Consider the following 296-nt stretch of genomic DNA (forward strand, 5'->3'; position numbering starts at 1 on the left):
CGCTCTCGCTGGATTTCCAGTGCGATGTCGATGAGCTGGTCTTCCTGGCCGCCGATCAGCTTGCGCTGACCGACCCGCAGCAGCAACTCATGCGCCGGCACCCCGTAACGCTCACCCTGGCGCACGGCGTGCTTGAGGAAACTCGAGTACACCCCGGAATAGCCCATCACCAACGCGTTGCGGTCCAGCACGCACTCGGCGGGCATTGCCGGGCGCACCACGTCCTCAGCGGCATCAGCGATGTCGAAGAAGTCGATACCGGTCTTGACACCGATCTTGTCGAACACCCCGATCAA

The 296-nt window shown here is 62.8% G+C and carries 1 pseudogene; it reads right to left on the bottom strand.

Annotated features, from left to right (window positions below):
- A pseudogene (locus tag LI94_RS21630) lies at positions 1-296 on the bottom strand (4-hydroxy-2-oxovalerate aldolase); the annotation flags it as partial.

Source organism: Mycobacterium sp. UM_Kg27 (assembly GCF_000972905.1).
Lineage (GTDB): Bacteria > Actinomycetota > Actinomycetes > Mycobacteriales > Mycobacteriaceae > Mycobacterium.